The organism is Kribbella sp. NPDC051587, assembly GCF_044453945.1.
Classification (GTDB): domain Bacteria; phylum Actinomycetota; class Actinomycetes; order Propionibacteriales; family Kribbellaceae; genus Kribbella.
The window spans coordinates 1-22,439 of sequence record NZ_JBITDE010000016.1 but is presented as its reverse complement, the minus strand read 5'-3'; the positions used below and the strand labels follow the sequence as shown (position 1 = coordinate 22,439).

At 69.5% G+C, this 22,439-nt stretch carries 14 protein-coding genes; 2 read left to right on the top strand and 12 right to left on the bottom strand.

Features of this window, described 5'->3' with window-relative positions; translation table 11 throughout:
* Positions 1–8 precede the first annotated feature (8 nt).
* Genes ACIA49_RS36875 through eccCa form a run of 4 tightly spaced genes read right to left on the bottom strand, consistent with a single transcriptional unit; the run spans position 9 to position 6,741 of the window.
* Positions 9–1,331 carry an EsaB/YukD family protein gene (locus ACIA49_RS36875; protein WP_396382917.1) on the bottom strand — a complete coding sequence of 441 codons (1,323 nt, stop codon included), beginning with the start codon at positions 1,329–1,331 and terminating at the stop codon, positions 9–11.
* A 19-nt stretch (positions 1,332–1,350) separates the two neighbouring features.
* Positions 1,351–2,400, bottom strand: coding sequence for a DUF6177 family protein (locus tag ACIA49_RS36870; protein ID WP_396382916.1), 1,050 nt, complete (start codon positions 2,398–2,400; stop codon positions 1,351–1,353).
* Position 2,401: 1 nt separating this feature from the next.
* Positions 2,402–2,791 carry a hypothetical protein gene (locus tag ACIA49_RS36865; RefSeq protein ID WP_391544447.1) on the bottom strand — a complete coding sequence of 130 codons (390 nt, stop codon included), beginning with the start codon at positions 2,789–2,791 and terminating at the stop codon, positions 2,402–2,404.
* Complete coding sequence (gene eccCa / locus ACIA49_RS36860; protein ID WP_396382915.1) at positions 2,788–6,741, bottom strand: type VII secretion protein EccCa; 3,954 nt, start codon at positions 6,739–6,741, stop codon at positions 2,788–2,790. The genes ACIA49_RS36865 and eccCa overlap by 4 nt, the downstream gene beginning before the upstream one ends.
* Positions 6,742–6,908: 167 nt before the next feature.
* Here eccCa and ACIA49_RS36855 point away from each other — a divergent pair, with 167 nt between their 5' ends.
* The gene (locus tag ACIA49_RS36855) at positions 6,909–7,790 is read left to right on the top strand and encodes a hypothetical protein (RefSeq protein WP_396382914.1); all 882 of its coding nucleotides are present in this window, start codon (positions 6,909–6,911) and stop codon (positions 7,788–7,790) included.
* Here the strand turns inward: ACIA49_RS36855 and ACIA49_RS36850 are convergent, their stop codons facing one another.
* The 8 genes from ACIA49_RS36850 to uvrA form a co-directional block, all read right to left on the bottom strand.
* Positions 7,791–8,051 (bottom strand): hypothetical protein, encoded by a 261-nt coding sequence (locus ACIA49_RS36850; protein WP_391544444.1) that lies wholly within the window; start codon positions 8,049–8,051, stop codon positions 7,791–7,793.
* Positions 8,052–8,579 (bottom strand): hypothetical protein, encoded by a 528-nt coding sequence (locus ACIA49_RS36845; protein WP_396382913.1) that lies wholly within the window; start codon positions 8,577–8,579, stop codon positions 8,052–8,054.
* On the bottom strand, positions 8,573–16,450 hold the full coding sequence (locus ACIA49_RS36840; RefSeq protein ID WP_396382912.1) for a toxin glutamine deamidase domain-containing protein: 7,878 nt from the start codon (positions 16,448–16,450) through the stop codon (positions 8,573–8,575). Before ACIA49_RS36840 ends, ACIA49_RS36845 begins: the two co-directional genes overlap by 7 nt.
* A 115-nt stretch (positions 16,451–16,565) precedes the next feature.
* A complete protein-coding gene (locus ACIA49_RS36835) occupies positions 16,566–16,847 on the bottom strand; it encodes a hypothetical protein (RefSeq protein WP_396382911.1) in 282 nt (93 codons plus the stop codon).
* Complete coding sequence (locus ACIA49_RS36830) at positions 16,844–17,209, bottom strand: DUF6507 family protein (RefSeq protein ID WP_396382910.1); 366 nt, start codon at positions 17,207–17,209, stop codon at positions 16,844–16,846. Before ACIA49_RS36830 ends, ACIA49_RS36835 begins: the two co-directional genes overlap by 4 nt.
* 89 nt (positions 17,210–17,298) lie before the next feature.
* Positions 17,299–17,604: a pore-forming ESAT-6 family protein gene (locus tag ACIA49_RS36825; RefSeq protein WP_396382909.1), complete on the bottom strand. Its 306-nt coding sequence runs from the start codon at positions 17,602–17,604 to the stop codon at positions 17,299–17,301.
* 14 nt (positions 17,605–17,618) lie between these two features.
* Positions 17,619–17,960 carry a hypothetical protein gene (locus ACIA49_RS36820; RefSeq protein ID WP_396382908.1) on the bottom strand — a complete coding sequence of 114 codons (342 nt, stop codon included), beginning with the start codon at positions 17,958–17,960 and terminating at the stop codon, positions 17,619–17,621.
* 175 nt (positions 17,961–18,135) lie between these two features.
* Positions 18,136–21,195 (bottom strand): excinuclease ABC subunit UvrA, encoded by a 3,060-nt coding sequence (uvrA, locus tag ACIA49_RS36815; protein ID WP_396382907.1) that lies wholly within the window; start codon positions 21,193–21,195, stop codon positions 18,136–18,138.
* 213 nt (positions 21,196–21,408) lie between these two features.
* On the opposite strand from uvrA, the gene ACIA49_RS36810 reads away from it, so the two are divergent.
* Entirely contained in the window at positions 21,409–22,068 is a 660-nt protein-coding gene (locus ACIA49_RS36810) for an MBL fold metallo-hydrolase (RefSeq protein ID WP_396382906.1), read from the top strand.
* Positions 22,069–22,439: the final 371 nt, after the last annotated feature.

Sequence of the window (22,439 nt, the reverse complement as noted above, 5' to 3'; positions counted from 1 at the left end):
TCCGGTCGTCAGAATGCGTGCAGCAGGTTGGAGTAGACGCCGAAAACACCCAGCGCCAGCGGGACCGTCACGATGATCGCGCCAACCTCAACATAGTCGAGCAGCTGCGTCAGCCGCGCACGGACATGCTCCGCCGGTGCGAAACCGAGACCGAAGGCACAGAACAGCGCGACCAGCACCAGCAGACCCAGTGCGATGAACGCACCGCCCTGACCGTTCACTGCGGCGATCAGCACGCACCCGGACACGACGGTGAACGCCGCCGCGAACAGTACGGCGACCTCCTGCACCAACGGATACAGCCGCGACCGCGACGCCAGCAGGAACGCCAGCACCAGAGCCAGCGCGACCGCCCACGGACCGCCTGCCTTCAGCAGCATGATCCCGGCCACGCCCGACGACACCGCGATCGGAACCGTCGCCAGCGCCAGACCGAGGTGGGCCGCGTTCAGAGCGCTCTGCACGTCACCGCGCATGATCTCCTGGCCAGAGGCCCGCTTGTCGTCCAGACCAGCCAGTCCGGACAGCGCGAGCGCCATCCGCGGCAGCAGACCCAGCAACAGCACCGCCAGCAGCGCGGCGAGCGCACCGACCCGATCCGCGGCCAGACCGGTCGCGACACCGACCATCCAGACCAGCACGAACAGCACCGAGGTCGCACCGGCCACCAGGCCACCGCCGGCCAGTCCAGCCGCGGAGAAGAACAGTGGACCCAGGGCGAGACACAAAGCACCGACCGTCACGGTCAGACCGAGATCCGCGCCCGCATCCAGCACCCAGAAGCCGACCGACACCGCCAGCAGCACAGACGCAACGATGACCAGCGGGATCGCGATCACCTTGTTGCCCGCGCGCCCGAGCGCGATACCGACGAACGCACAGATGGCGGCCAGCACCAGCAAAGCGGCGGCCGCGATCGGGTTCGGCGCCGCGACCAGGAGCGAGATCGCCCCGGCGACGAGCGAGAACACCAGCCCGGTCCCGGCGAGGATCCGCCGGTGCGCGGGCTTGAACGTCGTACCGCGTCGTTTGAGGTCCTCGACAGCCTCCTCGGTCACGTCGTACACGGTCGGGGGCGGCGGCAGCTCACCCTCGGCCGCGAGGCGCAGGACCGCACCATCGATGATCTGCGCGGACGCGAGCGTCCCCTCCGGCGGCACCAGGACGCCGGTCGCCGTGGTCAGGAACCGCCGCTGCGGCGCCTGCTGCAGCGGCTCGTCGAGCATCCGGAGCAGGTCCGGCAACAGGACGCCCAGTGGCTCGTCCGCCGGCAGTACCGCATCCAGCCGACGGCGCTGACCGATCACCGTCACCCGGCTGTACGTACTCATCGTTCCAAGCTCCTTTGCATCACTGCTTACCGGCCAAGGCGTCGGCCGGGATCAGCTTCTTCATCAGCGTGGCGTAGGTCTCCCAGTCGCGCGGCTCACGGCCGTCGCCGATCGGGTACCAGATCGCGGGGGTGTGCGCGGGCCCGATCGCCATCGCCCGGCTGATCCCGGGGACCTTCACCATCTCCGCGACGCTGGAGGACCGGACCGCCTCGTTGCCGGCGCCGACCCCGATCGGGCAGGCCATGCCGACGAACCGCGGCAGGTAGGTGCCCTCGGCCGTGCCGTACGAGCCCATCACCATCGCCGAGATCAGCTCGAAGTTGTCGGCGATCTCGTCGATCCACTCCCCGACCTGGTTCACGTTCGGGAAGTCCAGGCCCGGCTGGGTGACCGCGAGCGTCACGGTCTCGTCGACGCCGGACATGGTCCGGCGTACCTCCAGGGTGCCGACGGCCGGCTTGAACTCCTTGCCCGGCTGCCCGGCGAGGATCAGCCAGGTCGGCTGCGGCGCGCGGTCGCGGCAGTACTCGGTCAGGGCCTCCGGGCTCCACGGCTGCGTCACCGGCTCGGACGTCGACCAGCCGGCCGGTCCGCTCCCGCTCGCCACGGTGAACAACCGCTCGGCCATCTTGCCGATCACCAGGCTCTCGACCGCCCGGTGCCGGACCCGCACGGTGAACTGGAGCTGACCGAACGGGTCTTCCTTGACCACATAGTCCGGGTGCAGGTCCGAGGTCGCCTGACCGTCCTTCGCGGTGGCTCGGGCGATGAACATCTCGCCGTTCCACTTCAGCCGGACGCCGTTCAGGCCGTCGAAGTACTCGCCGTCGTCGTCGGTGACGACCCACTTGGAGAAGATGCCCTTGAAGATGCTGGTCCGGACCGGGTAGGTCAGCGCGGTGGTCTTGGGGGTGACCAGTTGCAGGTCACGACCGGCCATCCTCGCCGAGGTCAGCGCGTCGCTCAGCCAGGCCGACATCCCGATCACCGGGCGGTCCTGCATGACGACGGCGACCTTGTCGGTGATCAGGTCGACGCCTGGGCTGAAGATCAGTTCGTTGGGCATCTCAGTCGGTCCCCTCGTTGGCGTCCTCGAGCGTGCGGATCCCCGCCGCCGTCCAGACCTTGCCACCCAGCCGTTCGATCAGGGTGTGCGCGTACTTCTCCGCGATCTCGCGGGCGCCCTCCTGGGCGGTCGCGCGGATCTCCACCCACCAGGCGGGCGTGTCCACCACGCCGACCGTCGGGCCGAGCATCCGCTCGACCTCGCCGGGCACCTGGATCAGGATCGGCAGCTCGATCGACACCAGCGGCTCGTTGTCCGGGGCGCACAGCTGGACCACGGCGCCGTCGCTGACCGCGATGACGCCGAGGTCGTTGCCGGCGGCGGACAGGCCGGCCAGGATGTCGTCGCTCGACGGACGCCCGTCGACGAGCGCCACCAGGTCGTAGGTCATGAGACTCCTCCACTGCTCTGCGCGGCAGGCTGGGCCGGGTCGGCCAGCGCCGTCTGGACCAGCTCCGGCCCGTCGCCTCGTCGTACGAACAATCCACGGCCGGGCGGGTAGTCGCCCGGGTAAGCACCGGTGAAGAGCTGGCCCTCACTGCGGTCGCCGGACAGCACCAGACCGGCTGCTCCGGACTCCATCACCGCGGACAGGAACGGCTCGTAGACCTGCCGGGACGCACCCGCGGCGCGGCGGGTCACGATGAAGTGCAGCTTGATGTCCCGGCCGGCCGCGATGAACGGCAGGAACGGATCCATCGGCGACTGACCGCCCGACGTCAGCAGGTCGTAGTCGTCGGCCAGTACGACGATCCGTGGGCCGCCCTGGCCCTCTTCCGGGATCGCGCCGGTGTCGTCCGGCATCCGCTTGGCCAGCTCCTGCGACACTCCGGCGGCGAGCCCGGCCGCGACCCGACCGGTCGGCGCGTAGCCGCCGGTGTAGGCCTCCGGGACGAACTCGCGCAGACCGCGCCGCGGGTCCAGTACGGCGAACACCAGCTGGTCGGACGTGTGCTGGTCGATCAGCTGCTGGACGACGAGCCGGACGATGTTGGTCTTGCCGGAACCGCTGTCACCGAACACGACCAGGTTGGTATCGCGCCCGGCCAGGTCCAGGTAGACCGGCGCCAGTCCGCGCTCGTCCACACCGATCGGTACGACGGCCGGCTGCCGGATGTCGTCGCCGACCTGGTTACGCGGCAGCTGCAGCGGCAGGATCCGGACCTGCGGGGCGCGCGGACCCTGCCAGGTGGACCGCACCGTCAACGCCTGGGCCTCGAGGATCCCGGCCAGGTTCTCGTCGCGGGCGACGCCGTCGACGCGTGGCAGCGCGAGCTGGCCGTAGAGCTTCCCGCCCGGGACCAGCATCCGGCCCGGACCGGCCTTGCGCAGGACCTCCTGCAGCCGCCGGTCGATATTGGAGTCGGTCGGGTCGTTCAGCCGCAGCTCGAGCATCGTGCCGAACATCGCCTGGTTCTGCATCCGGACGTCGTTCCAGCGCATCATCGACGTCACCACATGGACGCCGTAGCTGCTGCCCCGCTGCAGGATGTCGGTGATCGGCTCGTCGAGCTCGTCGAAGGTGGTCCGGATCGCGCCGAAGTTGTCGATCACCAGGACGACGTCCGCCGCCGGCAGCTCGGGGATCTGGCCGGCCGCGTGCTCCTGGCGCAGCGCCTCCATGGTGTCGATCGCGTGGTTGCGGAAGACCCGCTCCCGCTGATCGATCATGCCGCGGATCTCCTCGACCGTCCGCCGGATCCGCTCGCGATCGGTGCGCAGCGCGACCCCACCGACGTGCGGCAGCTCGGACAGCGCCTGCATGCCGCCACCAGCCAGGTCGAGGGCGTAGATCGCGACCTCGAGCGGCGTGTGCGTGTGGGCGAGCGAGGTGACGATGGTCCGCAGCGCGGTCGTCTTGCCGGCCTGCGGACCGCCCACGATCGCGGCGTGCCCACCGGCCCGGGTCAGGTCGAGGCGGAAGACCTCCTGGCGCTGGTTGGCCGGGTCGTCGATCACACCGACCGGCGGCTGCATCGGCGGCACCCGGACGGCCAGCTGCAGACCGCGTCCGTCGACGAAGTCGGCCCGGCCGCCCAAGGCGTCCAGCGTGCAGGCCGTCGGCAGGGGCGGCAGCCAGATCTTCAGCACCTGGTCGGCCGCACGCCGTACCTGGTCGACGAACACGTTCAGCTCGGTCGGACCCGTCGTACGCTCCGTCGCGTTGTCGGCGACCGGTTTGGCTGCCTCCAGCTCGGCGTCGGTCTGCTGGTACGCCGGGATCGGGATAGGGCGCGCCTCGGTGCCCTCGTCCTCGATGACCACATCGTTCGGCGGACGGTACGCACCCGACACGTAGGCCGCGCGGAACCGCTGGTAGACGCTGGTGTCGACCTTCAGGAACCCGAAGCCCGGCAGCGGCGGCAGATGGAACGCGTCGGTGGTGTCCAGCACGGTCCGGCTCTCCTCCTCGGAGAACGTGCGCAGACCGAGCCGGTAGGACAGGTAGGTCTCCAGACCGCGCAGCTTGCCGGACTCGACGCGCTGGCTGGACAGGAGCAGGTGGACGCCGATCGAACGGCCGATGCGGCCGATCGACAGGAACAGGTCGATGAAGTCCGGCCGCTCGTTCAGCAGCTCACCGAACTCGTCGATGATCACGAACAGGTGCGGCAGCGGCGCCATCTCCGGCTTCTGCCGGCGGTGCAGGCGGTAGTCGGTGATGTTGGCGATGTTGCCCGCGTCCTTCAGCACCTGCTGGCGACGCTGCACCTCGCCCTCGAGGCTCTTGTAGGCGCGCTCGATCAGGCTGGCGTCGTCGCGCAGGTTGGTGATGATGCCGGAGACGTGCGGCACGCGCTCGAACGGTGCGAACGACGCACCACCCTTGAAGTCGACCAGCACGAACGAGAGGTCCTCAGGACTGTGGGTGGCCATCAGCGCCATCACCATGGTCCGCAGTACCTCGGACTTGCCCGAGCCGGTCGCACCGACGCAGAGTCCGTGCGGACCCATACCGAGCTGAGCGGACTCCTTCAGGTCGACCAGTACGACGGCGCCGTTGTCGTCGACGCCCAGCGGTACCCGCAGGAACGCCCGGTCGGAGCGCTGCTGCCACAGGTGCTTGAAGTCCAGCTGACCGATGTCGGAGATGCCGATCAGGCCCATGAAGTCGACGTCGTCGTGCGACCCGTCCTCGTCCAGGGACTCGGCGGACAGTCGCAGCGGTGCCATCTCGCGCGCGATGCTCTCCGCGATCGCGGCCTCCATCCGGTCGACCCGCCCGCTGGCCACCATCGGGTACGCCCCACGCAGGTCCTCGATCCGGACCTCGTCGCCGTACACGCTGATCCGCATCGTCACCGAGCTCGGTTCCTGCCGGCGGTCCGCAACCAGGTGCAGCACCGTGACACCGAGCTCACCCGGGACGAGCTGGTCGTCAGCGCCCGGACGGACCTCGGCCGCGTTCTCGCCGTACGTGTCGTGCAGCACGAGCAGGCGGCGGGTCAGCCGGCGGCGGTCGTCGAAGTTGACGGAGCCGCGGCGCGACTCGGTCGCCCACTGCACCCGCTCGCTCAGGTCACCGGACAACAACTGCGAGAGCTCGTACGGCGTCTCGGCGATCCGCCGGAACAGCATCGGGCCCTGCTTGCGGTCGGGGTCCTGTACATGCGGCAGCCAGTTCATCCACTGCCAGTCCGGGAGCGCCCGCTGCGGGTAGGCGGCAGCGATCGACACGTCCTCCGGCGCGTGGAAGACCGAGGTCTGCACGAGCAGCGACCGAGCAACCCGGACGACGCCATCCCGGTCGCCGACGATGCTGACGTTGCCGACATGGTCCAGCGGGACAGTCAGCGGCATATCGGGCATCTCGGTGAAACGCCGTACCAGCGCGTTCGCCTCGGCCATCATGAACGGGTCCGGCGGCTCCATCGCCGAGCCGCCCTGACCGACCGACGCCGGCACCACGGGAACCCGGCCGCTGCCACAGCGCGGCTGCAGGAAGTCGCTGTCGGTACGGCGGCGCTCCCACAGGCGGGTGACATCGGCCACGCAGTCGAGCAGCGCATCCGGCGGCGGGTTCAGCTCAAGGGCCTGGGTGCGCTGCTTGCGCTCCTCCTTGGAGAAGTCGTCACGCATCCGCTCCAGGTAGTCCAGGTAGCGGGTCCGCTGGTTCTTGCGGTCCTTGCCACCCTTGCCGCGCGAGGTCAGCATGCCGCCGATCGAACCGACCAGCGTCAGTCCGAGCAGGCCGACACCGACCATCACCATCGGCCCGGACCGGCCCATCGTCATCATCGCGACGGATCCGATACTGCCCACCATCGGCAGCAGCATCTGCATCGCGTTGCCACCACCGCCGCCACCACCTCCGCCGAGGCTCGGTGCGGTCTCGATCACACGTTGCTGCTGGACCCCGGGTGGAGGTGTACGCCGCGCCGGGCGGTGCACGATCCGGCTTGCCACTAAGGTATTCCTCCGCTGGGCGTGCCGCGCGGTGCGCGGGGGGACTCTTACTTCTTACCGACGGACGTGCGAGACACTGTAGTGGTGGGTGAGGTCAACCGATGACAGGCATGGACGATTCAGCGGTGGTCGACGTGATCGCCGAGCTCGCGCCGATCTGGCTGCCGGGCTGTGTCGTGGACTCCGCCGAACGCACCGTCGAGGTCGGCTGGGGCCGTGGTGCGCTGCAGATGTCTGCTGTCGTGAGCGTCGGCGAGATCGTCGATCGTTGCCTACAGCTACCACAGGCGCGCTGGGCCGAGCAGATCGAGGCCTGGCTGCGCGCCGTCGTCGCGGAGGGTGAGCTCGCCACCGACGAACACCGGTACGGCGATGTCGCCGAGCGCCAGCGTGCTTTGCTCGTCCAGCGCGGCTGGTCGGCGCGGACCGCGGGCCCGGTCGCGGATGCCCTGATTCCGTTCGGGGACCACTTCGAGGTCGTCGTGTTCATCAAGACCGGAACCGAGCTGCGACGGCTCACCGTCGTCCGGCGATCCATGCTCGGGCTGGGAGATCCCGACGTACCGTCGCCGGTGCAGTTGAGCCTGCAAGAGATCGCGGACCTGGTGCCCACGGAACAGAACGGGATCTCGGTCCTGCGCCGCGACGGCGATCCGCTGGTGTCGATGGCGGTCGTGGACCGGGACAACCTGTTGCCGCAGGCATCGATCGGCGCCGGCGTGCTGATCGGCGTACCGCGGTTGAGCACGGTCGCGTACTGCCCGGCGGACGCAGGTCAGGCACGCGCCGACGCCTTGGCCGCCTGGGTCGCGGACAGCTACCGCGGCGCGCCCGACCAGTGCTCACCAGACGTTTTTTGGCTGCAGGGCGACCTCATGGTGCAGGTCCCCGTGACGCTCGCCACTCCCCCGGCCGCCGTACTGCCGGCCGCCCTCAAGCCACAACCGCGGCGGACGTGGTTCCGCCACCTGTTCGGGCGGTAGCTACTTCGTCGGGGAAGGGTTAACGGGCCCGCTCGGGGTCTGTTGCTGCTGGTTCTCCTTGGCCTGTGCGGATTTGAAGTAGGCCACGCCCGCACAGCCCGCGCACGCCAGCGCTGCGATCATCACGCTGGCGAGGATTCTGCCGGTCTGCTCGTTCAGCGTGTTCTTGGCCCGCTCGGCCCCGAACAACCAAGCCTCGCGCAACCGCCGCCGCCGTACCGCGACGGACTCGATGACCTGTGTTCCATAGGTGCCCGACACTCAGCTCTCCTGATCCAGCGCGTCCAGCGACGCCGCATCGATCGGCAACGGCTCCAATGCAGCCCGATCGGCGACCGTCCGCACCTGGATGGAGATGAAGCCCAGGTCCAGCTCGCCGGGAGCGCGCTTGAACGCGCCGCCGCGAGCGAACATCTCGAGGATCGGCTCGTAGGGATCCTGCAACTGCGGGAACTGCTGCCGGGGTAGGTCACCGAGGGCCGCCCAGCGCACGATCGCCGCGCCCAGAGCCGGCGGGACCGGATACGGGTCGCTGGATGTGTCGTCCGGTGCGAGCCGGTTGAGCAGCTCCGGGTCGATCGCGAGCGACGGGTCCAGGGCGCCGGCCAGGTCGTTGACCGGCCAGCCCGGCTCGGCACCGACGGTCGCCGCCCACTGCGCCGTACGCCGGAGGAACTCCCGGGCCAACCGGGCCCGGGACTGCCGGCGCGCGAACGCCATGTCGCCGTCCCACTTCACGGCGAGCAGCCGTTCGACCATCGCCTCCGCGGCGGCCGTGTCGGTCACCATCCCATTTGCTCCTTCGCAGCCTGCACGATCGCATCCAGATCGGCCTTCGACATGGTCCCAGACTTGAACGGCCGCGGAATCGGCGAGGTCAGCCCGTACTGGTCCCAGCTGTTCAGCAGATCCACCTCACCGCCTTCACCGGCCGACGGCGCCAGCTCGTGCGGCCCCGGCCGGCTCCCGCCCTGGTACACCCCGTCCGCGTCCCACATCTTCGGATCGGCCAGCTTGTACGGCTGTCCCAGTTCGAGCAGCTTCGCTTCCACGTACTCGTGGGCGACGATCGACCGCAGGTAGCTGCGCTCGAAGCGGTCCAGCGGCCGCCCGTCCATCGCCTTCTTCCACATCTCGCCGATACCGTCGAGCGGGGAGAAGTTGCCGCGCCGGATGTCCCCCGGACCGACCGCCACGTCGTGCTTGTTCACGAACATGTTCCGCTTCGCGACGTCGACGACCTCCTCGATCTCCGCGAGCTTCGCGTCGTCGAAGTCGTGCAGGTCGAGCTCGTCCGCGACCTTCGGCACGTCGTCGCTCGCCTCCCGGATCCGCCGGTACAGCGGCTCCAGGTGCGGGTCCTCGTTCGACACGAACTCGTTCACCTTCGGCGACCGCACGGGGTACGCCGAGTTCGCCCCGGTACCCGACCCCACCACAGTGTCCGGTGCCACGTGCTCCCCATGCGGCGGCTGACCACCGTACGACGGCTGATCGCCGTGCTGCGGCTGACCGCCGTACGAAGGCTGCTCCCCATGCTGCGGCTGACCGCCGTACGACGGCTGCTCCCCATGCTGCGGTTGACCGCCGTACGACGGCTGCTCCCCATGCTGCGGTTGACCGCCGTACGACGGCTGGTCGCCGTGATGCGGCTGACCGCCGTAGGGCGGTTGGTTGTGTGGCTGACCGCCGTACGAGGGTCCGTCGGGCGTGTTGCGTGCCTGCGGTCCGTAGCCAGGCTGCGGCTGCCGCGGGTCGTACCCGTGCTGCGGATTGCGTGGGTCGTAGCCAGGCTGCTGCGGGGTGTGCGGCTGCCCAGGCTGGTTGTACGGGTCCGGCTGGCGCGGGGCGTGTCCCGGCTGCGGCTGCCACGGATCGTGCGGCTGTCGCGGGTCATACCCGGGCTGCTGCGGATTGCGCGGGTCATAGCCCGGCTCCCCCGGCCGTTGCCCCGGGTGCTGCGGGAACTGCTCCGGCCCGCGCGGCCCGAAGCCAGGCTCACCCGGTCGTCCCGGCTGGTTGTACGGATCCGGCTGGCGCGGGTCATACCCCGGCTGCTGCGGCTGCCCAGGCTGGTTGTACGGATCCTGCCGCCGCGGGTCATAACCGGGCTGCGGGCTCCGCGGATCATGCGGCTGCCGCGGGTTATAGCCAGGCTGCTGCGGATTATGCGGCTGTCCGGGCTGGTTGTAGGGATCCTGTCTGCGCGGGTCAAACCCCGGCTGCTGCGGCCGCCGCGGGTCATGCGGCTGCCCAGGCTGGTTGTACGGGTCCTGCCGCCGCGGATCGTAGCCAGGCTGCTGCGGGTCATGCGGCTGCCCGGGCTGGTTGTAGGGATCCTGTCTGCGCGGGTCAAACCCCGGCTGCTGCGGCTGCCGCGGGTCATGCGGCTGGCCGGGCTGGTTGTACGGATCCTGCCGCCGCGGGTCATAACCGGGCTGCGGGTTCCGCGGATCGTGCGGCTGCCGCGGGTCATAGCCAGGCTGCTGCGGGTTGTGGGGTTGTTGCGGGAACTCCTGGGGCCGGTTCGGGCCCCAGGCCGGCTCACCCGTGGGGCCGTACTGGCCTTGCGGGTGCTGGTCCGGGTGGTGTCCGGCCGGACCGAACTGGTTGCCCGGGTGCTGCGGGCCGTAGCCCGGCGGCGGACCGTAGTCGGGAGTCGGGTGCGTCGCCGGACCGGGGTTATGGACCGGGTACCCCGGTGGCGGACCGTAGTCGGGACGGAACGGCTCCTGCGGCAGACCAGCGTTCGCCGGGTTCTGCCGGTGGGTCGCCGGGTCTGACCAGTACGAGTTCGTCTGCGGCCGGTCCACCACGATCGGCTCCGGTGTGTGGCCCGGCGGCAGCTCGACCGGACCACCGTGGTCGCGGACGTGCACATGCCAGACCCCGGTCTCCGGGTCCAGTTCGAGCTTCGTCGGATAGAACGGCGTGTGCGGTCCGTGCATGACCTCGTCGATCCCGATCGCGGGATCCCGCATGAACGACAAGTCCTTACCGTGCCGCGCGTCGATGTGCAGTACGACGCGGCCGGCGTCGTACTGGCCACCGCTGAAGTCGTCCGCACCGTTCTGCTTCTTGGCGGAGTGCGTGAACGCGGGCTCCGTCGCCGTCCGGCCCGGCTGGTACCGGTTGAGGAATTTCTCCAGGTCGTCCGCCGAACGGAAGCTGATACCGCGGTGGATCTCGCCCTGGAAATCGGGCAGCTTCTTCAGCGTCGACGCGGCGACCCGAACCACCGGCTTCCGCTCCACCGACGTGTCGCCGGCGCGGTAGGCGTCGTTCACATCCTGGTGGTCGTGACCGATGAGCATCCGCTCGAGCGACGTGATCTCGGTGGCCGACAGCTCGTCGAACTGGTCGCCCATCTGCTCACGACCGCGCTGCCGGATCTCCGCCAGCTTGCCCGGGTGGATCTCACCCTCGGCACGCAACGCGGCAACATCCGCATCCGAAGCCCGGAACCCGGCCTCACCCAGCTCAGACCCCCGGAACGGACCATCATCCGGCGCGTGCGTATCCGGCGTATGCCCGCCAGGCGCGTGAGCCTCCGGCACATGCGAGCCAGGCGTATGCCCCGCAGGCCCGTGTCCAGCTGGCACATGCGTGCCCGGCGTACGTCCGTCAGGCGCATGCGTGTCAGGTGCATGCTGCGTATCGGGTGCATGCTCGCCCGGAGTGTGAGCCTCCGGCGCATGTCCATCCGGCACCCGCGTGTCCGGCGTCCGCTCACCCGGCAGGTGCGGGTCCGGAGCGTGCGTGTCGGGCGTGTGCGCGTCAGGCGTACGCCCGTCCGGCGTGTGCGTGTCAGGCGCGTGTCCGTCGGCCGTGTGGCCGTCTGGGGTGTGCGTGTCCGACGTGTGTCCATCGGGCACGTGCGTCTCCGGCGCACGCCCACCTGGCACACGCGTGTCCGGCGTACGCCCATCCGGCACATGCGTGTCCGGCGTGTGAGTGCCGGGCGCTTGGGCTTCGGGGGTGTGCGGGTCGGTGGTGTGGCGGCCGGGCGATGGACGGTCCAGGCCGTCGAGGCGGTCGGAGATCGACGACTGGCCGGTGTTGTGGGCAGGCGTCGGCTGGGTGTTCGGTGCGTCGGCGTCTGGCGTGCGGCCGTCGGGCGCATGGGCGTCGTTCGGCGTGTGTCTGTCGGGCCCAGAGGTGTCCGGCGCGTGGCCGTCGGGAGCATGCGTGTCCGGCGTGTGTCCACCGGGCGCGTGAGTACCCGACGTACCGGCTTCTGGCGTGTGGCCGGTGGGCGTGTCTACGTCTGGGGTGTGCGGCGCGTCGGCGGCGTGGCGACCGGGCGATGGGCGGTCGAGACCGTCCAGGCGGTCGGCGATGGAGGGCTGGCCGGTGTTTGGTGTGTCGCCACCGGATCCAAACCTGCCTGGGGCGTGCGCGCCGACCGGTGGGAGGTGGAGGTCCGGGGTGTTGACGCCGGCGAGATCCGGAACCTCGTTGCCACGGAACGTCGACGGGCGCAGGTGCGACATCTGCGACGCGGGCGGCATGTCCGACGGGCGGCGCGGGCCCTCCCAGCGTCCACCCGGCTCACGAACCGCGAACTGGATCGACGTGATGTCACCGGCGTACGGGTTCGCGGGATGCGGGCCGGTGTGGCCGGGCGGGAACGCGTCCTTGATCATGCCGCCGGTCGGCTGCGCGTCGAGGAACTTGACGTTGCCCGCCTCGTCCACGAACGCGTTCAGCACGTGCCCACCACCGGGGATGCCGGGCATGTGCGACTTCCAGGTCACGAACACGTTCGCGTGCGTACCCGGCGTGCGGCCGGACAGCGCGTCGTGCAGGCGCTTGTAGGCAGCGTTGGTGAACTCCTCCGCCGGGCGCGACGGATCGGCCCGCATCTGGTTCTCGGGCGGGAAGTTCTCCAGGTCCATCCACTCGAGGGTGCCCTCGGGATCCTCGCCGTTGGCCAGCTTCCGGCCGGCGGCGAGCTCCGGCGTACCACCGTTGAGGATGTCCGCGGCCTGCCGCGAAACCTCGGCGCAGTTCATCTGGTACTGCGGACTGCGCTGGTGGTCCGGGTTGATCTTGTCGACCCAGTTCTCGGGGTTGCGGTGCGGCGGGTCGCCGACCGCGTCGCGCAGCTCGCCGCGACGGGGGTCCCGCGGGTCGGGGTGCACGAACCGGTCGGGATCGATCTGGGTCCGGGGCTTGCCCGGTTCCGGGCGCAGGTAGTCCGGCTTCATCGCGTCGATCTCGCGCTGACGGTTCAGCGGGTTGTCCCAGTGCGGGTCGTTGCCGCCGTCGGGGTGCTGCGGGTCGCGCCGTACGGCGGCCGGATCGTGTGCCGGGTCGCGCCGGTCCCACAGCGTCGGGGTCTGCTGCGGGTTCTTCGGGTCGTGGTCGAACGGCTTGTTCTTCGGGTCGTTCGGGTCGAAGTGCGGCTCCGGCTCCCGGTGGTTCGGGTCGTGCCACGGCGGCCGGTTCCCGTCCGGATCGGGCCGCCCGGCGGTCTCGCCGGTCCGCGACGGATCGCGATAGTCCGGCGCCTCCCGGCCCTCGTGCCGCCGGTCCCCCGTCGGATACAACGGGTCCTCGCCCCGAGCCCGCACCGGCTGCCCGTCCGGCGTCCGAGCACCATCAGGCGTGCGCGTGCCATCAGGGGTCCGCGTGCCGTCGGGCGTACGGGTGCCGTCCGGCGTGCGCGTACCGTCCGGCGTCCGAGTGCCGTCCGGCGTGTGCGTGCCATCAGGTGCGCGAGTGCCATCCGGGGTCCGCGTGCCATCGGGCGCACGGGTGCCGTCAGGCGTCCGAGTCCCATCAGGAGCCCGAGTGCCGTCCGGCGTACGGCTGCCGTCCGGCGTGCGCGTTCCGCCCGGTGTACGGGTGCCGTCCGGCGTCCGAGTCCCATCAGGCGTGTGCGTCCCGTCCGGCGTACGGGTGCCGTCCGGGGTGTGTGTGCCGTCCGGGGTGTGTGTGCCGTCGGGTGTGTGGGGGGTGCGGGAGCCGACTGGTTCGACGCCGTCGAGGCGTTCGGCGATGGTCGGTTCCTTGCCGTCCAGGCGGTCGGCGATGGACTGACGCGGGGTCGGACGGACGGGGCCGTCGGGCTCCAGGCGCTGCCCGATCGTGGGCTCCTTGCCGTCGAGCCGCTCACCGATCGTCTGCCTCGGCGCGGTCGGCTCATCCGGCGTACGGCGGGGAGCGTTCGGGTCGCCGTCTGCATGGCGTGGCGCGTTCGGCTGGTCGTAGTCACCACGGGTGCGCGGTGCGTCCGCATCCGGCGTACGGCCCGGGGTGCGCGGAGTTTCGGGAGTGCGCGGCGCATCCGGCGTACGGGGTGCGTCCGGCGTACGCGAGCCACCCGGCGTGCGGGGCGCGTCAGGCGAGTGCGGTCCACCAGTGCCGGCATGACCGGGCATGCCGGCCTGCACTGGCGGTGGCGCGACGACAGGGTCGCCCGCCCGCGCCGCCGGGGCGTCCGGCGTGTGGGTCGCAGCCGGGGCGTCTGGCGTGTGAGTCTGCGTCGGCGCATCCGGGGTGTGCGTCGGGTTAGGCGTGCTGGTCCCGGGCGTGTGCGTGCCGGTCGGAGTGTGCGGCACGTCCGGCGTCGTCGGCGTGTGCGTACCCGCCGGTGTGTGCACGTCGGGCGTGTGGATGCTCGGCGTGTGCGTCGAGCTTGGTGTGTGACCCGGCGTGGTGTCGAGCGAGTCCAGCTTCGGCGTCGTCTGCCCACCAGGAGTGTGCGTCGCAGCCGGAGTGTGCGTCCCAGGCGTGTTCACAGCGCCCGGAGTGTTCGTGGTCCCAGGCGTGTTCGTCGAACCCGGGGTGTGGGTCGGGCTCGGCGTGTTCGTAGTCCCGGGCGTGTTCGTCGAACCAGGCGTGTGGGTCGGGCTCGGCGTATTCGTGGTCCCAGGCGTGTTCGTCGAACCAGGCGTGTGGGTCGGGCTCGGCGTATTCGTAGTCCCAGGCGTGTGAGTCGGGCTCGGCGTGTTCGTAGTTCCAGGCGTGTTCGTGGAGCCTGGGGTGCTGGTCGGCTGGGTTCCAGGCGTTTGCGGCGTGCCCGGGTCGGCGTGTGAACCCGGGGTGGAGGTCATCGGGTCCGAATGCGCGGCCGGCGTCGACGGGACCGGGTCCGTGTGGGGAGCCGGTGCCGACGGATCGGCGTGCGTAGGAACAGAGTCCGGGTGCGTCGCCGGAGCCGACGGGTCGGCGTGGGTGGCCGGAGCGTCGACGCTTGGCGTGTGCGCCGACGGTGTGTCCACGTGCGGCGTATCCACCGACGGTGTGTGCACCGATGGCGTGTCCAGGTGCGGTGTATCGACGTGCGGTGTGTCCACGTGGGGCGTGTCCACCGACGGCGTGTGGCTGCCGGCCGTCGTGGGGCCTGAGGTGTCGCCCACGTGCGGCGTGTCGACCGACGGTACGTCGACCTTCGGCACGCCCTGCATCTTGAACGTCTCACCGACGATCGGGATCTTCGAGAGCCCGGTGACGACGTCGCCGACCTTCGGGATCTTCGTCACCAGGCCGAGTGCGCCGTCGTGGGCGGCGATCCGGGCGAGCTGGAGCTTCTCGGCGATCCCGGCGACCTTCGACACCGCGAGACTCGCGGCGCCGAACTTGCCTGCCATCGCGGCCGTCTTCACCGCGCCCGCGCTTCCACCACTCGCCACGGTCGCGACGACGTTGGTGAGCGCCATACCGAACGCCTTGGCCGGGTTCTTCGACCATTCATCCCAGGCGACGAAGCCCTTGAGCATGCCTTCGCCCATGGTGAGACCGGTCTCGCCCCACGCCTTGACCGCGTCGGGCCGGGTGTCCAGGCCGGTGAGCTTGTCGAAGCCCCACCACGCAAGTTGGTAAGGCGCTGTCACTATCTGCCCGACCATGGTGCCGAGACCGACCCAGGCCTTCCCCGCATCGTCCCAGGTCGGCATGTCCCAGTGCAGGGTGTTCTTCGCCCAGTCCTTGAGCGGCCCGATCATGCTCAGCAGCGGCAACACCGGGATCAGCGTCAGGATCCCCTGGACGGTCTCTCCGACCACCGTCGCGACACCGACCACGAAGTCGACCGGAGCCATCGCGATGTCCTGCCAGAGCGGCCGGTCCCGCTCCTCCGGCGTACCCCAGGCGGGCGGCGGCGGGTCGCCGTCGTCCTTCTTCTCCTCGACCTTCTCGCCTTCCTTGGCCCCGGTCTTGGGGTCCCACGGCTTACCGCCGTGCAGCTTGACGATCTCGTTGGCCGTGTTGAAGCAGAGCTCCGGCAGCTCCTTGGTCATGACCCGGGTGACGTCCTCAACCATCCGGTTGTTGTCGTCGATCATGTCCTGGTCGTTCTGCCACTCAGGGTTGCCGTTCTTGCGGCGATGCCATTCGTAGGCCTCGTCGCGGATGCCCTTGAGGAAGCCGAGCTTGCCGCGCACCTCGCCGGCCAGATGCTCCAGGTGTACCGACATCTTCGGCAGGCTGGGCCCGAACTCGGTGAGGTTCTTCTGTACCCGCCACGTCGAGTTGATCAGCACCTCACGCTCGGGCGCCTGGTAGTGGTCGCCGAGGTGGTGGAAGGTGTTGTGGACGTTGTTGCCGACGTCGGTGAACCCTTGGCCGAGGCCGCCGAGCCCGGGCACGTTGTGGTCGAGGGCAGAGACCACTTTGTCCAGCTCCGCGATCGGGATGCCTTCGGGTTGGATCATGTCAGCTCAGTCCTCGGTCACACGTGGGGTCGACGAACAACTTCGGGTACGACGTTCTGTTACGGGTAAGGCGTTCCACTCCGGCGACGGCGATCTCAGAGCGCCGTACCGGGCGTCAGGACTGCGAGCGAGCCGCGTCCATCGCCTGCGCCAGGGTCTGCTCACTCGGGGCGAACGACGTGATGCCGTGATCGCCCAGGAGGAACATCCGGTTGGTGAAGCCGGGCGGCACGAACACCAGGAACTCCTCGGCCTGGTACGCCGGCCAGGTGGCGAGGTCCTCGACCGTCGTCCCCAGGTCGGGGCCCGGCGCCGCGGCGGTCAGCCACTCGGCCAGCCGGACCCGGCCGGCCTGGGCCACGTCGTCCGGTGCCAGCGCTGATTCCTGCTCGCTCATACGGCTCGGTTCCTTCCGCCCGCGTTGACGCCGGGCACCGCCGGCATCTCGTTGCGGCCGGCCATCTGCTGGGCGTTCATAGCCATTTCGTTCTGGCCGTCCATGTAGGCCTTGATGGCGTTCTGGGCGCCGGTCAGCGACGCGCCGATCTGCTTGGCCGCGGCCTCGATGGTCGGCGACCAGTGCTGCGCGTACTCGCCGACCGCGGCCGCGACGACCGTGAAGACGTCGTACTTCATGCCATCGGCGATGGTCTGCAGCCGGGTGCCGTAGTCCTTGGCCAGGCCGTCGAACGGCTCGGCCGCCTTGCCGGTGTCGGTGAGGACCTTGCTCGAGGCCTCGACATCGATGTTCCAGTCCACTCAGTCACTCCTCAGGTCTGCCGGAGCACCGGCCGACGACAGATCCGGGCAGCTCGCAGCGAGATACCCGGAGCCGGCGGACGCGAAGGTCAGCCGCCGATGCCGTCGACGGCCGACGATGCCTTCTTCAGGGTCGCGGCGGCGGTCGAGTCGTTCTGCGCCATCGTGTCCTTGAGGGTCTTGATGATCGCGAGCGTCTGGTCGGCCGCCTTGTTGAAGCGGTCCTCGACGGCGCGGTAGTTCTCGGTCACGCCGCTGGCCGACGCGTCCGACAGGGCTGCCGTGACGTTCTGGCGGTGGGCGGCGATCAGGCTGGAGATCTGACCGGCGAGGTTGTTGATCGTCGACTGCACCTCGCCCGAAGCGCCGGTGTCGTAGCTGTTGCGGTTTGCCATCGTCAGTCCCTCTCTCAGCGCTTACCGAACTTGGCGGCGTTGAAGTCTGCCGAGCCCTGGTTCTTCTTCGCCGTGTCGGCCATCTCGCTGTCACCACCGCGGAAGGCGGCGTCCATCCCGGACTGGCCTTCGTTGATCGCGGCCAGTCCCGCGTTCAGGGCGCCGGCGATGCCGTCGACCTGTGACTTGAAGCCGTCGAACATCTGCTTTCCGGCGCCGTTCATCTTGCCTTCCAGGGGCTGGGCAGCGGCGACCAGCTGCTTCACCAGGCCACCGAGATCCTGGGTTCCACTCGTGGTCTTCTTCGCCAACTGGCTCAGGGTGTCCTGGCCCATGTCCCAGCGTTGTCCGCTCACGGTCTCTCCTCCGAAAAGTCATGGTTGCGCCGCGACCGCAACGATAGTCGGAGCAACGGGTCACCGGCGCACCGCCGCTCACCCGCACGGACCTTTCCGTGCAGATCGAAAGGTCCGGTCACCGACCCGCGCTGCCGGTCCGGCGGAATTGGTTGCCTCGGTCAAGCACCGCGCGTTATCCGGCGGCCCGTTTCCGGGCCGGTGCCTTCTTCGCGACTGTCTTCTTGACGGTGCTCTTCTTCGCCGCGGTGGCTGTGGTCTTCCTGGCCGGCGCTGTCTTCTTGGCTGCGACAGCCTTCTTCGCCGGAGCCACACTCTTCTTCGCGGCCGTCTTCTTCGCGGGCAGGGCCTTGGCTTCGGCGGCCAGCACCTTGGCGCTCGGCTTGGCCGCGCGGCCTTCGAGGATCTCGCGTAGGAACTCACCCGTGTACGACGCCGGGTTCGCGGCGATCTCCTCCGGCGTCCCCTCCCCTACCAGCGTGCCGCCGCGACGGCCGCCGTCCGGTCCGAGGTCGATGATCCAGTCGGCGGTCTTGATCACGTCGAGGTTGTGCTCGATGACCAGCACCGAGTTGCCCTTGTCGACCAGCCCGCCGAGAACGCCGAGCAGTTTGCGGATGTCCTCGAAGTGCAGACCGGTGGTCGGCTCGTCGAGCACGTAGACCGTGCGGCCGGTCGAGCGCCGCTGCAGCTCGGAGGCCAGCTTCACGCGCTGGGCCTCACCACCGGACAGCGTCGGGGCCGGCTGGCCGAGCCGGACGTAGCCGAGGCCGACCTCGACCAGGGTGGTCAGGTGCCGGGCGATCGCCGGGATCGCGGCGAAGAACTCCGCCGCCTCCTCGATCGGCATGTCCAGGACGTCGGCGACCGTCTTGCCCTTGTAGTGCACCTCGAGTGTCTCGCGGTTGTACCGCGCGCCGTGACAGACCTCGCAGGGAACGTAGACGTCCGGCAGGAAGTTCATCTCGATCTTCAGCGTGCCGTCACCGGAGCACGCCTCGCAGCGGCCGCCCTTGACGTTGAACGAGAACCGGCCCTGCAGGTAGCCGCGGACCTTCGCCTCCGGCGTCTCCGCGAACAGCTTGCGGACGTGGTCCCAGACACCCGTGTACGTCGCCGGGTTCGACCGCGGGGTCCGACCGATCGGTGACTGGTCGACGTGGATGACCTTGTCGACCTGGTCCATGCCGGAGATCTTCGTGTGCCGGCCGGGCACCGTGCGGGCGCCGTAGATCTGTCGGGCCAGGGACGTGTACAGGATGTCGTTGACCAGCGTCGACTTCCCCGAACCGGAGACACCGGTGACCGCGACGAACACCCCGAGCGGGATGGTCACGTCGATGTCCTGCAGGTTGTTCTGCCGGGCGCCGTACACCGTGAGCTCTCGGCCTTCGGTGAGCGGCCGGCGGACCGCGGGGATCGGGATCTCCTTGCGGCCGGAGATGTAGGCACCGGTGATCGAGTCGGGGTGGTTGCGCAGGTCCTCGACCGTGCCCGAGACGACCACCTGGCCGCCGTGTTCACCCGCGCCCGGGCCGATGTCGACGACCCAGTCGGCGTGGTCGATGGTGTCCTCGTCGTGCTCGACGACGATCAGGGTGTTGCCCAGGTCCTTGAGCCGCACCAGGGTGTCGATCAGGCGCCGGTTGTCGCGCTGGTGCAGACCGATCGACGGCTCGTCCAGCACATACAGCACGCCGACCAGGCCGGAACCGATCTGGGTGGCGAGCCGGATCCGCTGCGCCTCACCACCGGACAGCGAACCCGCCGGCCGGCTCAGCGCGAGATAGTCCAGTCCGACGTCGAGCAGGAACCGCAGCCGCTCGCCGATCTCCTTCACGACCCGCTCGGCGATCTGCTTCTCGCGCGGCGACAGCTCCATCCCTCGCAGGAAGTCGTGCACCTCGTCGATCGACATCGCGCTGATCTCGGCGATGTTCTTCCCGCCCAGGGTGACCGCCAGCGAGATCGGCTTCAGCCGGGCGCCGTTGCAGGCCAGGCACGGGACCTCGCGCATGTACTCCTCGAAGCGGTCCCGGCTGGTGTCGCTGGACGCCTCGGCGTGCCGGCGCTCGACATACGGGATGACGCCTTCGAAGGTCGTGTAGTAGGACCGCTCGCGGCCGTAGCGGTTCTGGTAGGAGACGTGCACCTGCTTGTCGTGGCCGGTGAGCAGCGACTTCTTCGCCTTCGCGGGCAGCTCGGCGAACGGCGTACTGGTCTTGATCTTGAGATCCTTGGCCAGCGCCCCGAGCAGCCGCTCGAAGTACTGCGAGACGTTCGCGCCGGACCAGGGCTGGATCGCGCCCTCGTCGAGTGACTTCTCCGGGTCGGGGACGAGCAGGTCCGGGTCGACCTCCATCCGGGTGCCGAGACCGGAGCAGGCCGGGCAGGCGCCGTACGGCGAGTTGAACGAGAACGACCGTGGTTCCAGCTCGTCGATCGCCAGCGGATGATCGTTCGGGCAGGCGAGCTTCTCGGAGAATCGGCGCTCCCGGCCCGGGTCCTTCTCCGGGAGGTCGACGAAGTCGAGCAGGAGCAGACCGCTGGCCAGGTTCAGCGCGGTCTCGACCGAGTCGGTCAGCCGCTGCTTGGCCGAGCTCTTCACCGCGAGCCGGTCGACGACCACCTCGATGGTGTGCTTCTTCTGCTTGTCGAGCTTCGGCGGCTCGGTGAGCTGGATGATCTCGCCGTCGACCCGGGCCCGGGAGAAACCCTGGCCACTGAGCTGGCGGAAGAGGTCGAGATACTCGCCCTTGCGGCCGCGAACGACCGGGGCCAGCACCTGGAAACGGGTCCCGTCGTCGAGCTCCAGGACGCGGTCGACGATCTGCTGCGGGGTCTGCCGCGCGATCGCCTCGCCACACTCGGGGCAGTGCGGCCGGCCCGCGCGGGCGAACAGCAGCCGCAGGTAGTCGTAGACCTCGGTGATCGTGCCGACCGTCGAGCGCGGGTTGCGCGAGGTCGACTTCTGGTCGATCGAGACGGCCGGCGACAAACCCTCGATGAAGTCGACGTCGGGTTTGTCCATCTGGCCGAGGAACTGCCGCGCGTACGCCGACAGCGACTCGACGTAGCGCCGCTGGCCCTCGGCGAAGATCGTGTCGAAGGCCAGGCTGGACTTGCCCGAGCCGGACAGCCCGGTGAAGACGATCATCGCGTCCCGGGGCAGGTCGACCGAGACGTCCTTCAGGTTGTGCTCACGTGCTCCGCGCACGATCAGACGGTCAGACACAAGCTCACTCTCAGACGTTCTCGGGGGTTGACCGGGGCATGCCCCGTGATGCTAACGAGGCCCACCGACAAAAACTTCCAAGCTGCCGAGCGGAGCAACCGTTTCGAAAGTATATTCGATCGGAACCGGGGTCCCGCGCAAATCGGTACTGTCGCGCAAATCCGCCCAGGTGCGAGGATCAGGTACCCACCTAGATTCCAGGGAGCAGCTCGCATGCCGGAGTACCACGGAAACGTCGAGGTCGGCGGACCCGCACAGACCCACGAACTGGCCAGGCTGATGATCACCAAGGTCGCGGTCGGCCCGATGAACAACAACGCCTACCTGCTGCGCTGCCGGCAGACCGACGAGCAGGTGCTGATCGACGCCGCCAACGACGCGGCCACGCTGCTCACCCTGATCGGCGACGGGGGCCTGGCCCGCATCGTCACCACCCACCGCCACGGCGACCACTGGCAGGCGCTCGCCGAGGTCGTCGCCAAGACCGGCGCCACCACCGTCGCCGGCCGCTTCGACGCCGAAGGCATCGACGTACCGACCGACCAGCTCGCCGACGAGGGCGACCAGATCGCCGTCGGCGACTGCCGCCTGCGCGTCATCCACCTGGTCGGCCACACCCCCGGCTCGATCGCCCTCGTGTACGACGACCCCGACGGCGCCCCGCACGTCTTCACCGGCGACTGTCTCTTCCCCGGTGGCGTCGGCAACACCGAGAAGGACCCGAAACGCTTCGAGTCCCTCCTCAACGACGTCGACACCAAACTCTTCGGCACCCTCCCCGACGAGACCTGGGTCTACCCCGGCCACGGCGCCGACACCACCCTCGGCACCGAACGCCCCCACCTAGCCGAATGGCGCGAACGCGGCTGGTGAGCCGAGACACCTTTTGACCGCCGGAGACCGGTTACACACCGTCTCCGGCCCCGCCCTCCTGTCTCCGGACACCAGTGGTGGCCCGGGGCTGGGGACATCTGCTGGTCGATTCCGGTCGGTTCCGCTCCCAACCCAGCCCGGCCTGGCCGTTCCGGTAGGTGGACCGGGCGCCCGGCGTTGTGCACCCATCAACCACGATTCCACCGCGCGAATGGTTGGTTCGTGCTCAAAGTCGTTGGGGACGGCGGCTTTGCGCACCCACCAGCCACCGTCGGCGCCTTGGCCTCATCCGGTTGTTGCACATGATCTGGTGTGATGACTGGAGGTAGTGATGCCGGGGAAACGGTTGGACGTGCGGGAGCGTGAGGTGA